This window comes from Pseudarthrobacter sp. J1738 (assembly GCF_050490315.1).
Lineage (GTDB): Bacteria > Actinomycetota > Actinomycetes > Actinomycetales > Micrococcaceae > JBNPEO01.
Genome location: NZ_JBNPEO010000009.1, coordinates 33,161 through 49,268, shown reverse-complemented (window position 1 = coordinate 49,268; position 16,108 = coordinate 33,161). Strand labels below are relative to the sequence as shown.

Genomic DNA, 16,108 nt, shown 5'->3' with positions numbered 1-16,108 from the left:
CCGGCGGGGGCCTTCTGCTTTTTTCGGATGTGTCCATCCGGGAACGCGCTAAAGTTAACGAGCACGTCAAACACCCTAAGGAGGGGCCGTTGGGACTCTTGGAGACCATCCAAAATCCGCAAGACCTTGAGCAGCTGAGCACAGCAGAGCTTGAGGAACTAGCAGAGGAGATTCGGATGTTTCTGATCACCAACGTCGCCCAGACCGGTGGCCATTTGGGCCCCAACCTCGGTGTAGTTGAGCTGACTATCGCGATCCACAAAATATTCCAGTCGCCTCAGGACTCGGTCATCTTTGATACGGGCCATCAGTCATACGTGCACAAGCTCCTTACCGGGCGCCAGGACTTCTCAACCCTGCGCCAAGAACACGGGCTCTCCGGATATCCTTCACGCGCTGAGTCGGAGCATGACATCGTGGAGAGCTCTCACGCCTCCTCGTCACTTTCTTGGGCTGACGGCATCTCGCGTGCACGCCAGCTGACTGGCCAAGATGATCGCTACACAGTGGCCGTTATAGGTGATGGTGCACTGACAGGTGGTATGGCCTGGGAAGCGCTGAATAATATTGCTGCGGACAAACGCCGAAAAGTCGTCATTGTTGTCAATGACAATGGGCGTTCCTACGCGCCAACAGTGGGCGGTTTTGCGCAGTACTTGGCAACTTTGCGCCCCACGATTGATTCGTTGCGTACAGCTCCGGCCTACGAGGGAACACTGGACTGGTGGAAGAAGCGGCTCCAAGAGGGCGGCATGGTGGGCCAATTTACTTACAAGAGCCTGCACGCTACCAAAAAGGGGCTCAAAGACTGGTGGGCTCCTCAAGGTATGTTCGAGGATCTGGGCATGAAATACATCGGCCCAATCGATGGTCACAGCCTGCCAGCGCTTGAAGACGCCCTCTCCAAAGCCAAGAATTATGCGGGACCAGTTATTGTGCACGCGATTACCGAAAAGGGCCACGGTTATGCGCCAGCCCGCGCGCACGAGGCTGACCAGTTCCATGCTGTTGGTGTGATTGACCCGGAAACAGGGCAGCCCACCGAAGCATCAGGCAACGCTTCCTGGACCAGCGTGTTTGCTGATGAAATCGCCGCTATTGCCGATGAACGTGAGGACGTTGTTGGGCTTACCGGTGCAATGCTGATTCCGGTTGGTTTGCACAAGTTCGCCAAGAATCACCCCGAACGAGTGATCGACGTTGGCATCGCAGAACAGCACGCCCTCACGGCCGCGGCTGGCCTCGCCTTTGGTGGTTTGCACCCGGTAGTTGCCATCTACGCAACTTTTTTGAACCGGGCCTACGATCAGCTTTTGATGGACGTGGCCTTGCACAAGGCCGGTGTCACCATCGTTTTGGACCGCGCCGGGGTCACTGGACCGGACGGCGCAAGCCACCACGGAATGTGGGACATGGCGCTGGTGCAGAGTATCCCCGGACTGCACCTGAGTGCGCCGCGAGACGCCACGAGGTTGCGTGAGGAACTGCGCGAGGCAGTGGAAATCGAAAACGCTCCGAGCGTTGTCAGATTCTCTAAAGGCGAAGTTCGTGCGGAGATTGATGCACTTGAGCGTCTTTCCGACGGTGTGGACGTACTGGCTCGTCGCCCCGCAGACAGTTCAGAAAACGATGTGCTGATTATTAGTGTCGGTGCCATGGCCGAGCTAGCTCTTGACGTTGCCAGCCGCCTGGGAGATCAGGGGATCAGCTCAACCGTGGTGGACCCGCGGTGGGTGCTGCCTGTGCCCCGCTCAGTGATTGCCTTGGCCGCACGGCACCGGCTTGTGGTGTGCATTGAAGATGGTGTCCGCACAGGTGGTGTTGGTTCGCGTATCCGCCAGGAAATGCGCGCGGCAGGTGTAGACACTGCCCTCAACGAGGTGGGCCTGCCGGCTGAATTCCTCGATCACGGTTCGCGTTCACAAGTCCTTGCACGGGTTGGCCTGACGGCGCAGCAGATCACGCACGACGTCGTCGCTCAAGTTCTGGGAACCAAAGTACCGTTTGCCCGTCCACTCCCGGGCCAAGCGCACCCCACCACCGGGAGCATGCCAACATTATGAGCTTTAGCGAGTTCGGCACAGACTCCGAGGGGCCTCAAGTGGGTGACCTTGTGGTGGTTCGTCACCGCAAATATAACGGCGGTGCCCACTGGCTGTATGCGAGCGAAGCTTTAGGGCAGGACCATCACGGGGTGTGGCTGGCTAGGCCAGCGGGGACGCTTTTGAGCAGGCCAGGTGTGGGCCTGTATTCGCGTTCGCCGGTGTTGTTATTGATTCCTCGGCTCACGGCTAACTCTGGTGCTGAATACATGGTGGAGTTCTTTGACCATCAACATCCCGGCGATTTCCGCGTTTATGCGGACATCGTTAGCCACTCCAAGTGGACCCCCATGCGGCCTGCCGGCTGGGAAATTTCGGCGATTGATATGGACCTAGACGTGGTTCGTTCCACCACCCGAGGTGACTACATCGACGATGAAGACGAATTCCTTGAGCACCAAGAGATTTTTGGCTACCCCCAAGAGCTGATTGCTGCAACTCGTAACGCAGCAGACCAACTCTTTGAACACCTTGAGCAGAGCACCGGCCCCTTTGACGGTTCGGCGGCTGCATGGTTTGAAAAGCTTTATGCACTATTTGACGCCGAGCCGGTGGCTGAGAGCGTCGCAGGAAAGAGAGCAGAACTTTAATGAGCGGAATCATCCGGGTTTACAAACGCGACGACGAGGGAATCCTCCAGTTCCGCGAGGCATGGTATGACGAAGTCACCGAACAAGTGGTGGTGAACTTTGGCACGGTGGGGCATCAGAGCAAAACTGAAGAGACTGACGTTGAATCCACCGAAGCAGCAGACGCTTTGTTGACCGCATTTGCGGCGCAATGCGAAGCAGATGATTTTGTGGATGTGCCACTTGAAGAGCAATTCTGGGCGGTGGCGCAGTACTCCCTCAAATCACCAACGGGCACAGACCGGGATAAATACCTTCAGGACAAAGCAGAACGAACCATCATTGAATACTTCGCCTGGCGGGGTATTGGCATCGTGGACCGTACCGAGATGAGCAACGGTAAGTTGAACATTTTTTGCATCGTCCCGGATGCCACGAGGGCCGTCCAAGGCCTCAAGGTTTGCTTGCGTGAAGCAAACTTGGACTTCACCAAATTGAGTATTGGTGTGGCCCCGTACAACGACATCGAAAACATCAAGGCGAAGCACCTTCCAGCCGCTGCCAAGACTTTCTCGTTAGGGTAACTTTTATGACTGAATATCGCCGTGTAGGTACTTCTGGACTGACTGTCTCTACCGTAGGGCTGGGTTGTAACAACCTAGGCCGGCCGGGAACTGTCACCGAATCACAATCCGGCACTGACGCCGTCGTCCATGCTGCGATTGATGCTGGCATCACACTGTTCGACGTTGCTGACGTCTACGGGCGTGAAAAAGGTTTGAGTGAAACTATGCTGGGCAAAGCCCTGCAGGGTCGGCGTAATGACGTTGTTGTGGCCACCAAGTTCGGTATGGACATGGAAGGGGCTAACGGCAACGACTTCGGTGCTCGTGGCTCGCGCCGTTACATCGTGGCGTCTGTAGAAGCCTCTCTGCGTCGACTCGGAACCGAGTGGATCGACTTGTACCAGTTCCATACGCCAGACCCGCTAACGCCCATTGAAGAGACGCTCAGCGCTCTTGATGACTTAGTGCGTTCAGGAAAGGTCCGCTACATTGGGCACTCGAACCGGGCAGGCTGGCAGATCGCCGAGGCTGAATTCACTGCACGGGCACTGGGTACTGAACGTTTCATTTCTTCGCAGAATCACTACAACCTTTTGGACCGACGCGCAGAGCTGGAAGTAACCCCGGCAGCTGAAGCCTATGGTTTGGGTGTGCTTCCGTACTTCCCGTTGGCCAATGGTTTGTTGACCGGCAAATACTCTTCCGGCAAGGCTCCGGAAGGCTCGCGCCTGTCCCACAGCCGAAGCAACCTCTTGGAGAAAGCGGACTTTGAGCAACTGCGTGCCTTCGGCGAATTTGCTCGCGCCCGTGACATTACTGAAGTGCAGTTGGCGTTCTCTTGGCTCGCTGCGCAGCCGTCAGTTGCCAGTGTAATTGCCGGGGCCACTCGCCCTGAGCAAGTTGTAGAGAACTCAGAGGCAGCCGGCTGGTACCTCTCAGATGAGGATCTTGAAGAGCTGGACCAAATCTTCCCCAAAACACCAAAGGTCGCTTTGTTCTGAGTCGCTGATTTCGAAGGCTTAGAAGAACAGCAGCCCAATAACCTGCATAAAAGTAATGGGTGGTTGAGCTCCGCATCTGGAGCTCAACCACCCATTAGTTTTGTGCTGTACAACTGCTAGCTCGCCACTTAGGCGTTGGCGTCCTCACTGTGGAAACGCTGGCCGTTGATCCGCTCGGAAGCACCTACACGGTCCAGATACGGTGTAACACCGCCCAAGAACAAAGGCCAGCCGGCGCCCGTAATCATACAAAGGTCAATGTCCTCGGGACCTGCCACAACGCCTTCCTTGAGCATCAGGCCAATTTCTTCGGCCAGTGCATCTTGAACGCGGGTGAGCACTTGTTCGGAAGTAGACGGTGAGTTTCCAAAGCTCAAGAGAGCAAGGGTCTCCGCCGGGATTTCCTGCTTGCCGTCAGCGCCTGGAGCCCAGATGGTTTTGATGCCGTTGTCGATCAGCTTCTGCAGATTCTCGGAAACCGCAAAGCGATCACCGAACGCCGCGTGCAAGGACTCCTGAACGTGCTGAGCCACCGGCAGACCAACCATGGCGCCGAGGGTAAACGGAGTCATTGGCAAGCCCATGGGGCGCAAAGCGTTGTCAGCCACGGCGGGATCAGTGCCTTCATCGAATGCTGCAATAACCTCGCCCATCAAACGCAAAAGTACCCGGTTGACTACAAATGCAGCTGCGTCCTTGACTAACACGGCCGTCTTCTTGAGGTTCTTAGCCAGCACAAAGGCGGTGGCAAGAACTGCGTCATCGGTTTTTGGCGCGCGCACAATTTCAACCAGCGGCATCACTGCAACAGGGTTGAAGAAGTGGAAGCCCACCAAACGCTCTGGGTTTTTCAGGTCCTTCGCCATCTCCGTTACGGACAAGGAAGAGGTGTTGGTGGCCAGAATGCACTCGGGGGAGACGATTGCCTCGACTTCAGCAAACACTGACTTCTTGACGTTGAGCTCTTCGAAGACTGCCTCAATCACAAAGTCGGCGTCGGCGAATACCTCTTTTGACACGGAGCCGGTGATCAACGCTTTAGTGCGGTTTGCGGCGTCGGGCTTAATCCGCTTTTTGGCCAAGAGCTTATCGATCTCGCCGTGGATGTAAGCAACACCCTTGTCTACGCGTGCCTGGTCGATGTCAGTCAACACCACCGGCACCTTAAGCTGCTTTGCAAACAGCAGCGCCAGTTGACCAGCCATCAGCCCGGCACCCACAACACCAACTTTGGTGATGGGGCGTGCCAGCGACTTGTCTGGTGCACCGGCCGGGCGCTTGGAGCGTCGCTGGACTAGGTCCAAGAAAGCGTAAACGGTGGACTTGAATTCGTCTGTCTGCATCAGCTCCGCTAGCGCATCGCATTCCAGCTCCGCAGATTCGCTCTGGCTCAGAGTACGGTTTGCTTCCAGTACGTCTAAGACCTTGCCGGGAGCAGGTGCTGCACCTGAGGTCTTAGCCTCCACTACGGCACGTCCAGCGGCTACAGCCTTGGCCCAGCGCTCTGCCACCGCTGGGTCAGTGGGGTCAACAGCGTTAGCGCGCGCGGGGGTAGTTTTGCCGGCGAGGACACCGGCAGCCCAGATAATGGACTGCTCAATGAAGTCGGCTGGTTCAAAAATGGCGTCAGCGATTCCCAGTTCGAACGCCTGAGGCCCGGAGAGTGGCCGGTTGTTGTTCAGCGCGTTCTCGATCATGACCTTGACGGCGTTTTCTGGGCCGATCAAGCGCGGCAGAAGGTACACGCCGCCCCACCCGGGGACAAGCCCCAAAAATGCTTCGGGCAGAGCAACCGCACCGGCACCAGTGGAGATCGTTCGGTAATCGGACTGCAGCGCGATCTCGAGTCCGCCACCGAGTGAGAGACCGTTGATAAAGCAGAACGTGGGTACGTCCAAGCCAGAGAGGGTGGAGTACACGCTGTGGCCCAATTTAGCCATAGCCAAACCCTGGTCGCGGGTTCGGAGACTCTTGACTGCGGACAGGTCAGCGCCAGCTACCAAGAAGTAGGGCTTACCGGTGATTCCGACGGCGGCAATCTCGCCGCGCTTGGCACGGTCGCCCAACTGCTCCAAGACGCCTTGGAGTTCCAGCAAAGTGTTCGGTCCCAGTGTTGTGGGCTTGCGGTGGTCAAGATCGTTGTCGAGCGTGACCAAAGCCAGTATGCCCGGGCTCTTGCCGCCGTCGACGCCGGGAAGGGGGATGTCTTTGACGTAGGAGTGGGTAATGGTTTCGTTTGGAACGAGTTCTGCGAGCTGAGAGAAGGTTGTGGTGCTCATGCTGCGGCTCCTGCGGCAATTGAATCGGTGTTGTAGTCAGCGTGGTGCGGGTTTTCCCAGATGACAGTCGCGCCCATACCAAGCCCGATGCACATCGTGGTGATGCCGTAACGAACGGAAGGATCAGCCTCAAATTGGCGTGCCAGCTGGTTCATTAACCGCACACCGGACGAGGCCAGCGGGTGACCAACAGCGATTGCGCCACCGTAACGGTTGACGCGCGGGTCGTCGTCGGAAATCCCAAAGTGGTCCAAGAAGCTGAGGACTTGTACGGCGAAGGCTTCATTGATTTCAAAAAGCCCAATGTCATCGATGGAAAGGCCAGCATTTTTCAGTGCCTTCTCCGTGGCCGGGACGGGTCCAATGCCCATCACCTCTGGTTCAACGCCCGCGAAGGCGTAGCTCACCAAACGCATTTTGACGTTCAAACCGAGCTCTTCTGCAGCGTCGGAGGAGGCCAGGATTGCGGCAGTTGCACCGTCGTTCAAACCTGCTGCGTTACCAGCCGTGACGCGGCCGTGAGCCCGGAATGGGGTGCGCAGTCCAGCCAAATCTTCAGTGGTGGTTCCTGGCCGGGGCGGCTCGTCCACGGAGTTGAGCGTCCAGCCTTGACCCGGTTTGATGGTGGCAACGGGGACCAGATCGGGCTGGATGTTGCCGGCTTCGTAGGCTGCAGCGAGCTTGTTCTGGGACTGAACGGCATAGGCGTCGGTGCGCTCTTTGGTGATGGCCGGGAATCGGTCGTGAAGGTTCTCTGCCGTGTTGCCCATGTTCAGAGCAGCTGGGTCAACCAAACGCTCCGCGGCGAAGCGGGGGTTGGGGTCTGCGCCGGCACCCATGGGGTGGTTTCCCATGTGTTCCACGCCGCCAGCAATCACTACATCGTAGGCACCAAAGCCGATGCCGGATGCGGTGGTGGTAACTGCAGTCATCGCACCAGCACACATACGGTCGATGGCGAACCCGGGGACGGTGCGGGGGAGCCCGGCCAAAAGAGCGGCGGTGCGGCCAATGGTGAGCCCCTGATCGCCGGTCTGCGTGGTGGCAGCGATGGCAACTTCGTCGATTCGCTCAGGTGGGAGTGAAGGATTGCGGCGGATCAGTTCCCGAATGCACTTCACCACCAAATCATCTGCGCGTGTACCTGCGTAGATGCCTTTCTCGCCTGCTTTACCAAAAGGCGTGCGGACACCGTCAACAAAAACAACGTCTCGAACAGCCCGGTTGCGCCGGATCCCTGATTCTTGGCTCACGTGCTACTCCTCGTTGAGATAGTGGCTCCGGATACTTTGATCCGGCAACAATATCTGCAATGTTACTTGCGAGTAACTTAGCCTGCAACACGGCGCGCGAATGCTACTTTTCTTGCAGTGGATCCGGGTTGAGGAAAGCGTTCAGAATCGGTTCAGCGGTCAACGAGATCTGCCAAGCTCTGGCCCCTAATTCGGCCATTTGTGCCTTGATGGACTCGGCGGTGATCTCTATCGGTGGCCACCACGCCAAGCGTCGTAACGTATCAGGGGTTAGCAAGTTTTCTATGGGCATATTGAGTTCAATGGAGAGCTCTTGGAGAGCCGCCCGCGCTGTCGTCAAGCGTGCTGCGGCTACGGGGTCCCGATCTGCCCAAACGCGTGGCGGCGGCGGAGCATTGGTTGGTACGTGAAGCGGCGGCAGCTCTTCGAGTGACCGTGCAGCTTGAATGCAGCGCAACCAGCGTGGCGCTTCCCTTTGGGCAGCCCTACCGTGGAAGCCCTTGGTGCTCAGGAGCTGCGGAACAGTGGTTGGCATGGCCTTCGCAGCAGCCACAAGGGCTGCGTCGGGGATAAGCCGGCCGGGGGCAACGTCTCGCTTCCGTGCCAGTTGGTCTCGCTCCATCCACAACTCGTGGACCGCTGCGAGTTGGGTTCGGTCTCGAATCTGGTGCAAACCCGAGGTCCTGCGCCACTGTTCCGGCTTGGGGGCTGGGATCCCGGCATCAAGAATCGCCTGGAATTCCTCCAGGGCGTAGCCGAGTTTCCCGTCGCGCTCCAAAAGCTCAACCAACTCGTCGCGCAATTCACTGAGAACTTCAACGTCAAGTGCCGCATACTTCAACCACGGATCCGGCAAGGGGCGAGTGGACCAGTCGGCAGCGGAGTGTTCCTTCGCGAGCGAGAAACCAAGCAGTTGTTCAATCACAGCGGCCAACCCCACTCGCGGCAGGCCAGCAATGCGAGCTGCCAACTCGGTGTCAAACAACCGTGACGGCCACATGCCTAGTTCGGACAAACACGGTAGGTCTTGGCTAGCTGCGTGCAGAATCCATTCGGTGCCTGCGAGTGCATCATCGATGATTTTCAGATCATCAAACGGTTCTGGGTCAATCAACCACGTACCGGCTCCTTCGCGGCGGATTTGCACCAAAAAGGCACGTTGTCCGTAGCGAAAACCGCTTGCCCGTTCGGCGTCAACACCGGCTGGTCCGGTGCCCGCAGCAAGCGCCGCTGCGCAACGTTCCAGGGCTTCAGGGGTGGCCACCACTGAGGGTACGCCTTCGCGTGGTGTATCAAGTTCGACGACGGCGGGGACTCCACCGTCGAAACCTTCCACACTGATGGTGGTTTCGGATTCAGCGGTCGGAGCGCCGGCCGCGGTAATGTCCAGATTCTTTGGGGTCATGGTGGCACTAAGTTTAGCGACTTCAGTTGCGACGCCGGTGCGGCAAGGCCGCGACTCCTTCCGGGAGAGGGGGAAGGCCTGCGAAAGTGCAGACCATTTCTGACCAGGCTTCGAGGTGAGCTTGAATGTCAGCACTGCCGGGTGTCCATGACGCGCGCAGCTCAATATCAATGGCGGCAGGGCGCTCGGCTAAACTTCCAAAGCTTTCTGAGAGAATCCTTGTCGCAGTGCCGCCGGCTGCATGGAAGTCTGCGTTGTGGGCGGCAAGGGCGTCTAGAAGCCAAGTCCAGGCTACTGAACTGAGCATCTCGTCATTGCCCATGTCTGCTTCAAGCTGGGCACGGATGTAGGTGACGATCCGGAACTGCCCACCCCATACGGTTGACCCATGGGGATCGTGGAGCAGGATAAATCGCCCGGTTGCGAGCTCGGGCGCGTCTTCGTCGCTCGCGGCCAGTGCGGCCGGGCCGTGCAAGGGTGTGACTCCGGCAGGAAAGGCCTCGCCGCTTACTTCGGCACCCATTGCTACCGCGTAGGGGGCTAGGCGTGCCGGTGCCGGAATCTCGTCAAGGCGCAATTCAGGACGGCACTGGGCTTTTCGCAAGGATCCCAGGGCGCTCAGGAATTCTGAGGGCAGTTGTGCTATGGCGCTCACCACAGCAGAATATGCCCCCGGTGCCATACGGAGCGCGAGGCACGCCGCACAGCACCGGTGACACTACTGACTATTCGGCGATGAGCTCTTGTCGCAGTGCTGCTGCGAAGGCATCAACGTCCGCCTCGGTGGTGTCGAATGAGCACATCCAACGGACCTCTGAGCGGGCCTCGTCCCAATCGTAAAAGCGGAACTGTTCGCGTACTTTGTTGGCCGCTGCGGCGGGCAAGATGGCAAAAACGCCGTTCGACTCGGTGCTCTGGGTAACAGCGATGCCGGGGATGCTCTCCACGGCGCTACGAAGTCGGGTGGCCATGGCATTGGCGTGTCCTGCTGAACGTAACCAGAGATCATTTTCTAGCAGGGCAATAAATTGTGCTGACATAAAACGCATCTTTGAACCAAGCTGCATGTTCATTTTGCGGAGGTACGTCAGTCCCGGGGCGGCTTCAGGATTCATCACAACAATCACTTCGCCAAAGACCAGCCCGTTTTTGGTGCCGCCGAAGGACAAAATGTCCACGCCAGCATCGCGGGTAAACTCCCGCACTGGGATTCCAAGATGAGCTGCAGCGTTCGCTAAGCGGGCGCCATCCATATGCAATTTCATCCCCTTGGAATGGACATGATCAGCAATGGCTTTCACTTCTTCTGCTGTGTAGCACGTGCCGAGCTCGGTGGTCTGGGTGATGGATACTGCCAGCGGCTGGGCACGGTGTTCGTCGCCAAAGCCCCACGCTTCGCGGTCGATCAATTCCGGTGTCAATTTGCCGTCACTGGTGGGAACTTGCAGCAGCTTCATTCCACCAATGCGCTCCGGCGCACCGTTCTCGTCCATGTTGATGTGGGCGGTGCTGGCGCACACCACAGCACCCCAGCGTGGCAAGAGCGACTGCAAACTCAGGACGTTTGCGCCGGTGCCGTTAAAGACTGGAAAAATCTCGATGCCAGCGCCGAACAAGCCTTCCATCACTTCTAGGAGGCGTTGGGTGTACACGTCTTCGCCGTACGCCACTTGGTGCCCATCATTGGCTGCAGCAAGAGCAGCCAAGACTTCCGGGTGTACGCCGGAGTAATTGTCTGAGGCGAAACCCCGGGAATTCGGGTTGTGCAAGCGTGTTGCAGCAGGGGATAAAGCGGTATCAGTCACAGAATCGTTCACGCTTTCAGCTTAGTGCGGGGAAAGGTCAGTGTGTGCGGGAAGGGTTATGGTGCGGCCGTTGACGTCCTCGGCAGCCTGATCAAAAAGTCCGACGGCGGATTGGGCTACTTGGGAGACGTGGGTGAAACCCGGGAATTTGCGTTCTGGATGTGCGGCGATCATGTCATTGTCCAGTAGGGCCTTGACTCGGAAAATCGTTGCGGCGGCTTGCCCATGGTCTTGGCCTCCGGCTTCTTGGCCGAAACCTTGGGCAACACCCTGAGTCCACACCTCTGCGGCAGCTTTTGCGGCGTTGTAGTTGGCGCCGCCGGCCGTTGGTGTCTCAAGGGCTGTGGAACTGATGATGGCAAAGCGTCCACCAGTGTCCACCAAGGCTGAATAAAAGGCTCTGCTGGTGTTGCGCAAAGTGCCCACGCATTGCCGGTGTAAAAAGTCCCAGTCTTCATCGCTTTGCTCAGCAAGTGTTTTGCCGCCGCGCCAGCCGCCAACCAGGTGCATCAGCCCATCAATGCGCCCAGCCTCAGCCAAAATTTCGGCGCCGAGTTTTTGCACGGCTGCGAAGTCGCTGAGGTCGCATGTTTTTGCAACTACCTCAGCGCCTGCCTGACTGGCAGCCGCAGCAATGCGGTCTCTGTTGGAGCCAACTGTGTAGACCTTAAAGCCAGCCTGGCTAAAGGCCGCGGCGGTGTTGATGCCGGAGGCGGAGCTGCCTCCAGCAACAACAATTGTTCGCTTTGTAGCCGGGCTCATAACCATCACTCCGTTGTTGTGTTGGTGTGCAATGCCGTGGCCCCGGTGATGCCGGCGGTTGATTCGATCACGGTGTGCATTTTCTTTTCGAGCGCCTCGTAGAACATCGAGAGCGGGAACTCGTCGTCGAGAACTTGGTCAGTGAGCCCGCGCGGCGGGCCGTCCAGTGGCAAGGCTTCGGGCCCCTTGGCCCAAGTTGATGCAGGGTTGGGCGTCAAGGTGTTGGAGATGAGTTCATAGGCGGCAAGCCAGTGAGCGGTTTTGGGCCGGTCGATGGAGCGCCAATACAACTCTTCGATGCTTTCGCCTAGAGCAATAACAACTTCAGGGACCTCGGCCCAATCGATGCTCAGGCGGCTGTCCGTCCAGTGCAGAACGTGGTGTTGGTGCATCCAAGCGAAAAGCAGCTGGCCACCGAGGCCGTCGTAGTTGCGCACTCGGCTACCGGTGATAGCAAAGCGGAAAATGCGGTCAAAAATCACGGCGTATTGAACAAGCTCAGCGTGGCGGCGAGCTTGCTCTGAGGCTTCTTCGTCGCTCTGGATCCGGACAGCTTCGCGGAAGGCGGTGAGGTCACAGCGGAGCTCTTCAAGGGAGTAGAGGAAAAACGGCATCCGTTGTTTGATCATAAAAGGATCAAAGGGGAGATCGCCGCGCATGTGGGTGCGGTCGTGAATCAGGTCCCACATCACAAAGGTCTCTTGGGTGAGTTGCTGATCATCAAGCATTTCCGCGGCACCGGCAGGGAGCTCAAGGCGGGTGGTCTCTGCAGCTGCTTCTAGGACTCGGCGGAAGCGAGCGGCTTCACGATCGGCAAAGATGGCTCCCCACGTGAAGGAGGGCGTCTCGCGGACGGCAACGGTTTCGGGGAACAACACAGCAGAGTTGGTGTTGTAGCCGGGGGTGAAGTCAATAAAGCTGATGGGAACAAACAACTTGTTGGAGTAGTCGCCGGACTCGAGTTCGTTGATGAAGTCGGGCCAAATGACCTCAATCAGCACAGCTTCTACCCAGCGGTTGGTGCTGCCATTTTGGGTGTACATCGGGAACAGAACAAGGTGCTGCAGTCCGTTAGTCCGCTGCAGCTGAGGTTGGAATGCCAGAAGGGAATCCAGGAAATCGGGTTCTGCAAATCCGCCCTTAGCCCACGCCTTAAGGTCGGCCTGAACTGCAGTCAGGTATTCGGCGTCGTGCTCAAAATGGGGAGCGAGTTCCGCCACCGCAGTTACCAGGATGTCAACGGCGGCACCGGCTTGAGCATGATGAGCTGGGTCCTCGATGGCACCGTTCTGGGTTTGCATGCCTTGGAGCACCATGGCCGCAGACTTGATGGCCAACCAGTATTCATTGTCGGCGGTTATGCCGTTGTTGGTGGTCAGTGCTGCTGCGGTCATGGTTGGCTCGCTTTCCTTGGTGCTCGGTCCTCGATGTTGGTAATGCTCGGGTCTGCTGTGAGCCTAGCAAGACCTAAGATTTACTAATCGAAAAATGGACTGAGCCAAAGAAAGAGTTATGCTCAGGCATCTCCGGAGGGCACAAGGCGCAAGGAAATTGAGTTGATGCAGAAGCGCTGGTCTGTGGGGGTTTCGTAGCCTTCGCCCTCAAAAACATGGCCCAGGTGCGAATCACACGAGGCGCAGCGCACTTCGATCCTTTCCATTCCCATAGTCCGGTCATGGATATAACGCACTGCACCTTCGGCAAGCGGAGCCCAAAACGAGGGCCAGCCACAGTGGGAATCAAACTTTTCCGCGCTCGTAAAGAGGGTGGCACCACACGCCCGGCATGCGTACTCGCCCTGATCGTGAGAATCCCAGTACTCGCCGGTGTAGGGACGTTCAGTGCCAGCCTGACGGAGAACTTGGTATTCCTCCGGGGTGAGTTCCTCGCGCCACTGTTCTTCTGTTTTTGCGTTAGCTCCGGTGCTGCTTGCTTGGGTTTCTGAAGTCATGTTGGTCCTCCACTGCCTAGATCTAATGCTTTGTCCCCACTCCTACAACGTTTAGGAGTCGCCAATAAATCCCGAGCCAGCGTAGAGGTGCAGTACGGGTAGGCCCAAGGCTTGCTGGGCACGGTTGGCCCAGTCAGTCCGGAATGTATCGGCAACTGCGTGTGGGCGAGTAATCACCACAGCCTGGCTGGCCCCAAGCTCGCGGACTTTAGCCACCAAAGCATCGACCGGGTCGCCGTCCGAAACTTCCCCGCTCACCTCTGAGCCCAGACCAGCAAGTGCCGTGAGGGACCTGTCCAGAATTCCTTGAGCACTTGCGTGCACTTCAGCAGGGTTGGGCGCCTTGGCGCTCAGTTCGCGGAAGGCCTCAGCAAATTCCAAGAGGGAGAGGTGGTCCAGGAAGTCCACAAGCAAGTGGCGTTCGGTGTCCGCCGGCACCAGAAGATGCAGGGGAGCGTCAGTACCGTCTAGGAGTTCGGATATGTTGGCTCGATCCTCGGCGCCGAGGACTTCTTCGGTCATGATGATGATTGGCTCGCTCATGGAACAACACTAAGCCCACGCGCGTTGCTGACTACACGAATTCCAAGAAATTGTAAGAATGGTTCTATGGCCAATCCTCAGTGCGCCCAGGCACCGCTCGCGTCCAATACAGCTTCTTCGCTCTCAAGCGACCACAAAGTCTTACGGTGGACTTTGGCCGGTACGGGGATTGGCGTAGGGGCGGCTGCACTCGTGGCAGCCGGAAGCTCGGCGCTGGCCACCTACTTTGCCCGAAGGGTTATTACGCCCACAGCGATCCGTGTGGAGGATCAAGAAATCCTTGCCGTGGTGCAAGGAAAAAATTCTCTCGAAGTGATCCTCAAAGCCAATGACGATGTCACAGTGCCCGGGACTTACAGTCTGTTTTTCGACCAAGGACGTGGTCACGCCAGGATCGGAAGAATCCTGTCCTATGCTCCGGCGGAGGGGACAGTATCGCGTGAGGTGCAGGAGGTTTATAGCGGTGATCTCAAACAAGCGCGGCGGGGGTATTGGAGCGGAGCCACTTACCCCAACCCGCAAACGTTGGGCTATCCGGCGCAGGAAGTTCTTTTGGACGTTACCGGCGGTCAAGCTCCGGCTTGGTTAGTCGAGCCAGCCGCTGACGCTCGGCAGCAACCGGATATTTGGGCGATTATGATTCACGGGCGCGGAGCTAGCCGCTTAGAGGGTCTGCGTTCGCTCAAGGTGGCAAGGGAACTGGGCTTAACTTCGTTGCTAATTTCTTACCGGAACGACGGCGAAGCGCCCCTTGCGCAGGACGGTCGCTATGGTCTGGGGTCAACTGAGTGGGAAGACGTGGAAGCTGCCATTGCTTTTGCGCTGAGTAGCGGAGCCAAAGAAGTCGTGTTGTTCGGCTGGTCCATGGGTGGTGCCATCGCTTTGCAGACGGCGGATCTGTCCCGGAACCGTGGCCACATTCGGGCCATGGTCTTGGATGCTCCGGTCATCAATTGGGTTACCGTCTTGGCTCACCACGCCCAGCTGAACCGTATTCCGTCCCTTGTTGGACGCTACGGCCAGATGATCCTCACCCATCCTGTGGGTAGGCGGCTTACTGGCTTGGCAGCACCAGTTAACTTGAAGTCGATGGACTGGGTGGCGCGAGCCGTCGAGCTAAGGACGCCCACCTTGATTCTGCATAGTGTGGACGACGAATACGTCCCCTACGGTCCATCAGCACATCTTGCGCAGAAGAACCCGGAAATCGTGACCTTTGTGCCCTTTGAAACGGCTCGCCACACCAAAGAGTGGAATGTTGATCCTCAAAAATGGGACGAGACAGTCAGTAGCTGGTTGCTACGTGAGCTTAAGCCCAAAAATAACCCCGGCAGCTCCCGCACCGGAGACTGAGCTGGATGCCGCTTAGGAGTGATCGCGGATGTCCGCGGACACGGCTCCTAAGAAGTCCAGCAGGTCCTGAGGGTTCACTTCAATGTCTATTCCACGTTGACCACCAGAGACCAGAATAGTGCTGAAGTCCATAGCTGAGGCGTCCAGAACTGTTGGGGAACTCTGCCGTTGACCAAAGGGGGAGATGCCGCCCAGAACGTATCCGCTGCGGCGAGTAGCAAGGGTGGGATCGGCCATCACGGCCTTTTTCTGTCCCAAAACGCTCGCGATAGCTTTGAGGTTTAGTGTTCCGCTGACCGGAACCACCGCCACAGCAACGGAACCGCCGAGGTCCACCATCAATGTTTTGAAGACCCGGGCCGGGTCAATGGCGAGTTCCGTCGCCGCCTCAAGCCCATAAGCGGTATTGTCTGCGCTGTGGTGATATTTATGCACGGTGAAGCTAATACCAGCAGCCGCGAGCACCGCCGTCGCACGTGTCCCTTCACCGCCTTTGGCGGCGCGTGATGTTTTAGCCAA

General features: G+C 57.8%; 15 protein-coding genes. 5 read left to right on the top strand and 10 right to left on the bottom strand.

From position 1 onward, the window contains the following. Nucleotides 1-89 precede the first annotated feature (89 nt). From dxs to ACQR35_RS11620, 4 genes are read left to right on the top strand one after another with little or no spacing between them, the layout of a single operon-like run. Entirely contained in the window at nucleotides 90-2,063 is a 1,974-nt protein-coding gene (gene dxs / locus ACQR35_RS11635) for a 1-deoxy-D-xylulose-5-phosphate synthase (RefSeq protein ID WP_430268285.1), read from the top strand. Then, nucleotides 2,060-2,692 carry a DUF402 domain-containing protein gene (locus ACQR35_RS11630; RefSeq protein WP_430268286.1) on the top strand — a complete coding sequence of 211 codons (633 nt, stop codon included), beginning with the start codon at nucleotides 2,060-2,062 and terminating at the stop codon, nucleotides 2,690-2,692. Before dxs ends, ACQR35_RS11630 begins: the two co-directional genes overlap by 4 nt. After that, nucleotides 2,692-3,255, top strand: a complete 564-nt coding sequence (locus ACQR35_RS11625; protein WP_430268287.1) for a hypothetical protein — start codon at nucleotides 2,692-2,694, stop codon at nucleotides 3,253-3,255. Before ACQR35_RS11630 ends, ACQR35_RS11625 begins: the two co-directional genes overlap by 1 nt. 5 nt (nucleotides 3,256-3,260) lie before the next feature. Then, nucleotides 3,261-4,238, top strand: a complete 978-nt coding sequence (locus ACQR35_RS11620) for an aldo/keto reductase (protein WP_430268288.1) — start codon at nucleotides 3,261-3,263, stop codon at nucleotides 4,236-4,238. Nucleotides 4,239-4,366: 128 nt separating this feature from the next. On the opposite strand, the gene ACQR35_RS11615 is transcribed toward ACQR35_RS11620, so the two are convergent. The 9 genes from ACQR35_RS11615 to ACQR35_RS11575 form a co-directional block, all read right to left on the bottom strand. Next, nucleotides 4,367-6,517 carry a 3-hydroxyacyl-CoA dehydrogenase NAD-binding domain-containing protein gene (locus ACQR35_RS11615; protein ID WP_430268289.1) on the bottom strand — a complete coding sequence of 717 codons (2,151 nt, stop codon included), beginning with the start codon at nucleotides 6,515-6,517 and terminating at the stop codon, nucleotides 4,367-4,369. Beyond that, nucleotides 6,514-7,770 carry a thiolase family protein gene (locus ACQR35_RS11610; protein WP_430268290.1) on the bottom strand — a complete coding sequence of 419 codons (1,257 nt, stop codon included), beginning with the start codon at nucleotides 7,768-7,770 and terminating at the stop codon, nucleotides 6,514-6,516. Before ACQR35_RS11610 ends, ACQR35_RS11615 begins: the two co-directional genes overlap by 4 nt. 103 nt (nucleotides 7,771-7,873) lie before the next feature. Further along, complete coding sequence (locus ACQR35_RS11605; protein ID WP_430268291.1) at nucleotides 7,874-9,175, bottom strand: HRDC domain-containing protein; 1,302 nt, start codon at nucleotides 9,173-9,175, stop codon at nucleotides 7,874-7,876. Between the two features lie 22 nt (nucleotides 9,176-9,197). After that, nucleotides 9,198-9,833, bottom strand: a complete 636-nt coding sequence (locus ACQR35_RS11600) for a DUF3000 domain-containing protein (protein ID WP_430270140.1) — start codon at nucleotides 9,831-9,833, stop codon at nucleotides 9,198-9,200. A gap of 67 nt (nucleotides 9,834-9,900) precedes the next feature. Beyond that, complete coding sequence (locus tag ACQR35_RS11595; protein ID WP_430270119.1) at nucleotides 9,901-10,992, bottom strand: threonine aldolase family protein; 1,092 nt, start codon at nucleotides 10,990-10,992, stop codon at nucleotides 9,901-9,903. Between the two features lie 9 nt (nucleotides 10,993-11,001). Then, nucleotides 11,002-11,742: an SDR family oxidoreductase gene (locus tag ACQR35_RS11590; RefSeq protein ID WP_430270118.1), complete on the bottom strand. Its 741-nt coding sequence runs from the start codon at nucleotides 11,740-11,742 to the stop codon at nucleotides 11,002-11,004. 5 nt (nucleotides 11,743-11,747) lie between these two features. After that, nucleotides 11,748-13,136, bottom strand: coding sequence for a DUF6421 family protein (locus tag ACQR35_RS11585; protein WP_430268294.1), 1,389 nt, complete (start codon nucleotides 13,134-13,136; stop codon nucleotides 11,748-11,750). A gap of 122 nt (nucleotides 13,137-13,258) precedes the next feature. Continuing rightward, nucleotides 13,259-13,693 carry a peptide-methionine (R)-S-oxide reductase MsrB gene (gene msrB / locus ACQR35_RS11580; RefSeq protein WP_430268295.1) on the bottom strand — a complete coding sequence of 145 codons (435 nt, stop codon included), beginning with the start codon at nucleotides 13,691-13,693 and terminating at the stop codon, nucleotides 13,259-13,261. Nucleotides 13,694-13,744: 51 nt separating this feature from the next. Beyond that, entirely contained in the window at nucleotides 13,745-14,236 is a 492-nt protein-coding gene (locus tag ACQR35_RS11575) for a hypothetical protein (RefSeq protein WP_430268296.1), read from the bottom strand. A 66-nt stretch (nucleotides 14,237-14,302) separates the two neighbouring features. Between ACQR35_RS11575 and ACQR35_RS11570 the strand changes: the two genes are divergently transcribed. After that, complete coding sequence (locus ACQR35_RS11570) at nucleotides 14,303-15,589, top strand: alpha/beta hydrolase family protein (protein WP_430268297.1); 1,287 nt, start codon at nucleotides 14,303-14,305, stop codon at nucleotides 15,587-15,589. Nucleotides 15,590-15,601: 12 nt separating this feature from the next. On the opposite strand, the gene ybaK is transcribed toward ACQR35_RS11570, so the two are convergent. Continuing rightward, the gene (gene ybaK, locus ACQR35_RS11565) at nucleotides 15,602-16,108 is read right to left on the bottom strand and encodes a Cys-tRNA(Pro) deacylase (RefSeq protein WP_430268298.1); all 507 of its coding nucleotides are present in this window, start codon (nucleotides 16,106-16,108) and stop codon (nucleotides 15,602-15,604) included.

Bases quoted from the DNA above. Each gene is read 5' to 3' on its own strand.
- ACQR35_RS11630 (WP_430268286.1), top strand. From the start codon at position 2,060: ATGAGCTTTAGCGAGTTCGGCACAGACTCCGAGGGGCCTCAAGTGGGT.
- ACQR35_RS11625 (WP_430268287.1), top strand. From the start codon at position 2,692: ATGAGCGGAATCATCCGGGTTTACAAACGCGACGACGAGGGAATCCTC.
- ACQR35_RS11620 (WP_430268288.1), top strand. From the start codon at position 3,261: ATGACTGAATATCGCCGTGTAGGTACTTCTGGACTGACTGTCTCTACC.
- ACQR35_RS11615 (WP_430268289.1), bottom strand. From the start codon at position 6,517: ATGAGCACCACAACCTTCTCTCAGCTCGCAGAACTCGTTCCAAACGAA.
- ACQR35_RS11605 (WP_430268291.1), bottom strand. From the start codon at position 9,175: ATGACCCCAAAGAATCTGGACATTACCGCGGCCGGCGCTCCGACCGCT.
- ACQR35_RS11590 (WP_430270118.1), bottom strand. From the start codon at position 11,742: ATGAGCCCGGCTACAAAGCGAACAATTGTTGTTGCTGGAGGCAGCTCC.
- ACQR35_RS11585 (WP_430268294.1), bottom strand. From the start codon at position 13,136: ATGACCGCAGCAGCACTGACCACCAACAACGGCATAACCGCCGACAAT.
- msrB (WP_430268295.1), bottom strand. From the start codon at position 13,693: ATGACTTCAGAAACCCAAGCAAGCAGCACCGGAGCTAACGCAAAAACA.
- ACQR35_RS11575 (WP_430268296.1), bottom strand. From the start codon at position 14,236: ATGAGCGAGCCAATCATCATCATGACCGAAGAAGTCCTCGGCGCCGAG.
- ACQR35_RS11570 (WP_430268297.1), top strand. From the start codon at position 14,303: ATGGCCAATCCTCAGTGCGCCCAGGCACCGCTCGCGTCCAATACAGCT.